Below are 6,804 nucleotides of genomic sequence, written 5' to 3'. Positions count from 1 at the left end.
GGCATTGGTAAAACTGAAATAGATTTTACTCCGTATATAAATTAAAATAAAAATTTAAAAGCGAATATCGGTGGAGTCAATTCTTAATTGGACACATCTATATTCACCGGTAAATTTCAAAAAAATTAAAATAAACTTATAAAAATGAAAAATTATATTATAGCGATAATAATGATTGGGTTCATTTTAGAAAATGGGGAATCGAATGCTATTGTCGGCGAAAAACATACAACTAACAAATCAAACGTTTTGGAGATGGATAGCACTCCATTCGTTAAATTCGATGTCCACGCCAGTAGCGGCAGTCATGTTACTACAGATATGTTCATTGTAGCGCATGAGGATGACGACCTTTTATTTTTGAGTGATCATATACAGCAATCAATTTTTAAAGGTAATCATGTAGTTACCGTTTTTTTATCGAGCGGTATTTCTAATATTATTGGTGATACAAACGTTAGTAAGGTTTCTCAAGCTGTTTGCGCAAAGCCGAAGGGTGTCGATGGGCATCTGGATCTAACTCCATATATTGATACAAGTTCTTTGCAAAGTTGTTACGACAGTCTGATTGGAATTTATCGTATTGCTGGGATTCTTAATGCATACGAGAAGCTTTTAAACCTACCTACTTTATCACCTAGTGAAGTATTAGAAAGTTGGTCAGATGGCGGTGTGGCAAATAATAGTCGCAATAAGGGCGATGATGCTGTCCGTATACTTGTCACACACAACTGTGCATTTGAAAATACAAAAAATACTCAGAATAAATTAAACACTTCCAATGTTTTTCCATCAATTCACTGTTTTTTGAAAAAGTCTGGTGAAAAGCGAGTAGATTTGTATTTTATGGGACTAACTAACTCATGGGGATGGAAAAATGGCTATCCGGAAAATATTCCGGCTTATAATGATGAAGCCATTCCTACCATTGAAACGCTTTGGAAAGCCAGCCTAGAAAATAATAATTTATCTGCCACAATCACGAGTGGTTATCATTTTTCTGCGCAAAGATATTTTACATACAATAGGTCTGATGTAATAGGATTTCTCTTTGAATTGATGAGCAATTATAAGCCTAAGACACTTGGAACGCTGGATAGTACAAAAACCCATTATGATATGTTTTTACGTGATGGCTTACCAATAGTTTCTGATCCTCCAGTTGATCATAGCGATCATATTTATGCAGCTAATTTTGCTCAAGAGGCGGATCGAATGTATACGGCAACCTATGGTATCGAACATAGATTGATTAATGCTCAAACATATAGTATTCGCTTCCCGGGCGTTATCTATCCAGATAGTCCTGCATACAACATGCCAAATCTTCAATGCTCAACTGCAATTATTAAACAGGAATCTTATGCAGCATATATGCCGTGGAATTTTAATGAACTCGAAGCTGATTCAATGTTACTTGGTCCGAGGTGTGATGACCTTTACGCATCCCAAGGAGAAGGGCTGAATGCTAGAGAAGGGGCGACAGTGAACAATCTATCTTTTGATGCGACAAAAATTGCTAACTTCAATGGTTGCCTTACTCTCAAAGGACACAATGGTGTATTTTTATCTTCTTGTAAAAACGCTAGCGCATGGAATTTAGATAATTGGGGTCAATTTTTTGTCGACTCAATGCATTGTTTAACGGCTAATCCTATTTCTGTTCCCTTTGGTTCTTTCAGTAATGTAGTGACAACTAGTCAATGTGAACAACGTCCAGATCAAACTTGGACCATTCTCAACAATGGGCAAATTCGTGGCATAAACGGATTGTGTCTATCGGCGGGAGATAATGGGGTGTTTGCCCAGGAATGTGCACAGTTAGCCGATCTAACCATCTACCCGAGAGATGGTCGTTTTAACCAAAGATGGGTAAAAAAGACTGGTGCCCCGGTCATGCAAAAAACTCAAAATTTTGGCTTGATTCCACCCGTAAATTTGTTCGCAGATACTGAATTTAACTGGGATGCAAAACCCGTAAATTATAGTACATTTCGCTCTGCTGATATTAATGGCGATGGTCGTGCCGATATTTGTGGTCTGAGGCCTGATGGAATTGTTTGTACAACTTTGAACGCTAACGGTTCATATAGCTCCATAACTCTGTGGTCTACCGCAATTTCCAGCGCAACCATCAATTCCTCAAATTATGCAATGTCGTTTCAACTTGCAGATATAAATGGAGATAAGAAAGCGGATGCGTGTATACGCGATGCTAATGGAATAAAATGTGTAATCTCTAACGGAGATTCGTTTTCTTCTACAGGGGAATATTGGACAGAGGATTTTTCGGATGCTCAAGGGTGGGGATTGAATTCAACATATTATGATACCATTCGGTTGGTTGATGTCAACAAAGATGGGTATGCCGACATTTGCTCCCGCGGTACAAACGGGATATATTGCGGAATTAATGATGCGTTGGGGAAATTTAATCCAGTTACACTTTGGCTTAGTTCTTTTGATGATGCTAGCGGTTGGAATTGGCCAGAACATGCATTAACAATTCAGTTTGCTGATGTAAATGGCGATGGAAACTTAGATATCTGCGGAAGAGGTGGTGCTGGGGTCTATTGCGCACTTGGCGATCCCGATAACAGCCGTTTCATTGGCTTCGGACTATGGGGTCGTGGCTTCTCTGACGCCAATGGATGGAATCAGCCAGAATATTACTTATCCCTGCGACTAGCCGATGTTGATGGAGATGGTAAAGCAGATGTATGTGCGCGTGGTAAAAAAGGTGTGTTTTGTGAATTATCTAGAGGTAACGCCTTTCATGACAACTGGAATATACCTGTGAATACAGATTTTACCGACAATGCCCATTTTGGAACTTCCGCGAAAGCATCGACACTATTGTTTCCTGATATTAATGGTGATGGTCGAGCTGATATTTGTGGGCGGACTTCTCAAGGTTATATGTGCGCATTATCGGCTGTGCATAAAATAAACGCTGTTAAAACTACTGAAGTGGATTAAACTTTTCTTCTATGCTAATTGATTCACCCCAGCATAGAATTTGCGTTTCGATGCTGCGACTATAGATTAGCATACTAGGGGAGAACAGGGGAAACGGGAAAAATCGTACCTTAATGATTTTTTTGGTTTCCCAGCTATGTTGAGAGCTTGCTGCATATCAGCAGCCGTGCTACCTTGGATAGATGGACATTAAACAGGCGCTGAGAATCGGCGGCTGTTTTCTGACCAGAATCGACCAGGTGGACGATTCCCTTTTGTTGCGTTGGCGTGAGCTTGGGACGGCGACCGCCAATGTGGCCTTCTCTGCGGGCGGCCAACAAGCCGCTGCGGGTGTGCTCGTGTATCATGGGGCGCTGGAATTCGGCAAACGATCCCACGATTTGCATCATCATGCGCTCGGCCGGCGAGGCGGTGTCGACAGCCTCGGTCAGGCTGAGGAATCCCGCGCCCGCCTTTTCCACCGTCTCCTTGAGGGTCAGCACGTCCTTGAGCGAGCGTGACAGGCGTTCGAGCTTCCAGACGACTAGCACATCATCCTTGCGCAATTGATCGAGCAGGCGGCTCAGTTCTGACGGTCCCAGCCGCCCGCCGACGCCTTTTCTTCAAATATCCGCCCGCATACGGCCGCGTTCAACGCCGCGATCTGTGCCGTGTTGTTCTGGTGCTGGGTGGAGACGGGGGCATAACCGATTCGCATGAGCCAGCCCTCTCTTACTTGACTTCGGTTGCAGCCGGGCCGGACCGATTCTCCAGCCGCGCCTTCGACAGCGCCACGGCCTCATGCACATCGTTTCATCGAAGCACAAAGCTGTTCAATCTGCATTTAAATTCTAAACCAACCCTCATCAACACGCACACCCGCGGTCTTCACCGGCCGGAGGTGCTACGCGCACCTCCAAGGTACTCTGTGAATTCTCATTCATCGACTCGAACGGCATGGCCTGCGAGTCCGCGCCAGCTGCTCCCATCTTCTGGATCAATCAACGTAAAAATTTCAGTGACTGCGTCACCGCCAATCAAGTGGGCACTCCCGAATTCACCCTCTCCAGCCTCATAGTCGACAACAGATTTGACGGCAATTTATTTGGTATGCCCTTCATCATCCAACATCACAAAGCTGTGCGCTGCGACTTGATATGCGATGCACAAGATTCGGCACCGAATCCCTGTACATCAAAGTGTGAGTCGCCACGACAATCGTAGACACTCCTGAGCCATAATTTAGGCATAGGAGAAATCATGAGTGGGAAGCGTTACACGGAAGAATTTAAGGTCGCAGCGGTCAAGCAGGCTGTTGAGCGCGGGCACCCGTCGGTCGAGGTCGCTGAACGGCTTGCTGTCAGTATCCACAGGATCTATGCGTGGACAAAGCGGTATGGCGTGCCCGAAGAGCGATGCGGTATCAATCGCGTTCACCGCATCATGCGCTCAGCGTGCCTGCGCTCGCAGACCGAGTAGGGCAAGCGCAAGCGGAAAGACGGCGGCCTGCCATCGGTGGTGGCGCCGAATCATCTGCAGCGGCAATTTGACGTACTTGAGCCAAACAAGGTCTGGGTGATGGACATCACCTATATTCGAACTCATGAAGGCTGGCTCTACCTGGCAGTGGTACTTAACCTGTTTTCGCGCCAGGTCGTCGGCTGGTCGATGAGCTCACGGATTGATACGGAACTGGCGATGAACGCGCTGCTGATGGCCGTTTGGCGACGCAAGCCGGCCCATCCTGTGATGGTTCATTCGGATCAGGGCTCGCAGTTCACCAGCAAGGACTGGCGTGATTTCTTGACGGCGCATCTGCTGGAGCCAAGCATGAGCCGACGTGGAAACTGTCACGACAACGCTGTCGCTGAAAGCTTCTTCCAGCTTCTAAAACGCGAGCGCATCAAACGCAAAACCTACGCAACCAGGGACGACGCCAGGCAGGACATCTTCGACTACATCGACATGTTCTACAATCCCAAGCGCCGTCACGGATTTAATTACAGGCTTTCGCCAGCAGAGTTTGAACGAAGGCATTTTGAGCGGCTCGCGGGTGTCTAATAAAGTTGTGGCGATTCAGTCATCTATCACATCACACTCACTAAGGGTCAATTTATGTCACTCATCGATTTTCCCCAGTTCAAGTTGAACTGCATCAAGAAATTCATTTGTTTTTTCAGCATTTAAGGCTCCCAAAAATTGTTCCCGGTACAAGTATGTCACGCGGGTCAGTTAAGAATATCAGTCGTATGCCCCCAACCTATATGAATTGAATGCATTTGGTTAAACGTTTTCACCATACGAAATTGCCGCACATTAATTAAATTCTAACTAAAGAGCAAACTGACACAACCTCAGATTTCCCTGTAGTAGGACGCGCCATAGTATAATACATGAAATTTCTGCTTAACATATAGTCACACCGTCTCTATAATTATGCGCTAAACTTTGCCAAGGATTCATTATCAAAATGGGCCGATAGCCAATGTCAATAGCAAGATGACAAACATGTATTTAACCTAACTTAAGAGAGCTTACAAATGATTGATATTTCGAAGCTGTCAGTAGCAGAGCTGCGTACCCTCGAGGTGGACCTCAAAAAAGAAATTCTCGCGCGTAGCGAGAAAGAGAAGTCGAACGCTCGTACACAAATTGTGGCGATCGCTCAGGCTGCTGGCCTGAAGTTGCAGGACATTGTGAACACCGGTCAGGCTGCTAAATCGACAGGCATGAAGGCTCCCATGAAATATCGCAACCCTAACGATCATGGTCAGCAGTGGTCCGGTCGTGGCCGCTATCCTGCATGGGTGAAAGCTTATATGGATGAAGGCAAGTCATTGGACGACATCAAGTTGTAACACATGACGACGGCCGTTTTCCTCAAATCTTTCGCCTAGGCGGATCTTTGAAAAACCATGGCTGCCTTTCTCTAGTCGGTGATTCGCATCTGTATCAGCATCAAAATTTGCATCTCTGATTGACTCAATTATCCAAAAATCGAGTATTATTAATAGCCGCTTAGTGGAAATTTCATTCAACCAATTCTCGCTTTTCTGTGTACTACTACAGATGAGCGCTACTCAAATTTTTCCTCCCGCCGGATCTTCGGCATTGTTTAAGCGCTACAAGTGCAAAACTCAAACAATCACACCCAACGGGGATTTACGCCCATTGGGTATCGATCCCTCCATCCCAAACGGAGATTCGTATGAAAATCATTAATGCCCCTGTTCGCGCTAAGGGTAATTTGGCTTATTGTCTCATTCCAGGAATGCCTCCCGAGTTCGATAGCTGCACGCGTAAGTTATTGATTCATATAGGTGTGACGTGCAAATGTGCCACTACAAGAGCGTTAATTGTGTATCGAGGGTCGGTTTTTTGATAGTCTGCGCGGTGAGGATGTTGGTCTGCTCCTTGTTGATTGACGAAATGCCGGCAACGGATTCGTTGCCGTTTAGGGTGACGCGGTGGTGTTGAATCCGCCGCAGTTTTGCTAGCGCGCGCTCGGGCGATAGCGCGGTGTCGCTGGCGTGCAAGCAGGTTCGCATGATGCGAACAGAATCAAGGCCATGAAGCAGATCGTGGCATGGGCTCGGATGCGCCCAGGCAGCCGATGATATATCGAACCGATCTCGATTTAGGATTTGAGCACGCGGAAACCGCGCTCGATATTGGGCGCCCACAGAATTCGAAAAAATTAGTACGCTAAGGATTTCAGCCAGCACTCCGACGTGCCCATCTTCGGTGTGACGTTTCCTCGGCCAGCCAGCCGGTGCGGATACGAGATACGTCATGGGCCGAAACGCTAAGTCGGTCGAACTTCGTGATCAACACGCCACGGAGGCG

4 protein-coding genes and 2 pseudogenes are annotated in these 6,804 nt (G+C 46.0%); 3 read left to right on the top strand and 3 right to left on the bottom strand.

The genetic code is table 11. From position 1 onward, the window contains the following. Positions 1-144 precede the first annotated feature (144 nt). Positions 145-2,979, top strand: coding sequence for an FG-GAP-like repeat-containing protein (locus ASN89_RS28395; RefSeq protein ID WP_082654755.1), 2,835 nt, complete (start codon positions 145-147; stop codon positions 2,977-2,979). 134 nt (positions 2,980-3,113) lie between these two features. Here the strand turns inward: ASN89_RS28395 and ASN89_RS25505 are convergent, their stop codons facing one another. Then, positions 3,114-3,509: a recombinase family protein gene (locus ASN89_RS25505; protein WP_235502080.1), complete on the bottom strand. Its 396-nt coding sequence runs from the start codon at positions 3,507-3,509 to the stop codon at positions 3,114-3,116. Between the two features lie 32 nt (positions 3,510-3,541). Then, positions 3,542-3,676 (bottom strand): hypothetical protein, encoded by a 135-nt coding sequence (locus ASN89_RS29740; protein ID WP_268766406.1) that lies wholly within the window; start codon positions 3,674-3,676, stop codon positions 3,542-3,544. Between the two features lie 542 nt (positions 3,677-4,218). On the opposite strand from ASN89_RS29740, the pseudogene ASN89_RS25500 reads away from it, so the two are divergent. Together ASN89_RS25500 and ASN89_RS25495 are read left to right on the top strand one after the other, a co-directional pair. Further along, a pseudogene (locus ASN89_RS25500) lies at positions 4,219-5,019 on the top strand (IS3 family transposase). 479 nt (positions 5,020-5,498) lie between these two features. Then, the gene (locus ASN89_RS25495) at positions 5,499-5,816 is read left to right on the top strand and encodes an H-NS family nucleoid-associated regulatory protein (RefSeq protein WP_235502079.1); all 318 of its coding nucleotides are present in this window, start codon (positions 5,499-5,501) and stop codon (positions 5,814-5,816) included. 483 nt (positions 5,817-6,299) lie between these two features. Here the strand turns inward: ASN89_RS25495 and ASN89_RS28390 are convergent. Then, positions 6,300-6,631 (bottom strand): annotated as a pseudogene (locus ASN89_RS28390) (IS1634 family transposase); the annotation flags it as partial. Positions 6,632-6,804 lie beyond the last annotated feature (173 nt).

Origin of the sequence: Janthinobacterium sp. Ant5-2-1, from assembly GCF_001445815.1 — a bacterium.
In the GTDB taxonomy this organism is placed as follows: domain Bacteria; phylum Pseudomonadota; class Gammaproteobacteria; order Burkholderiales; family Burkholderiaceae_D; genus Janthinobacterium; species Janthinobacterium lividum_E.
Note: the sequence above shows the minus strand (reverse complement) of the source record. Positions and strands in the feature narration are given on the sequence as shown.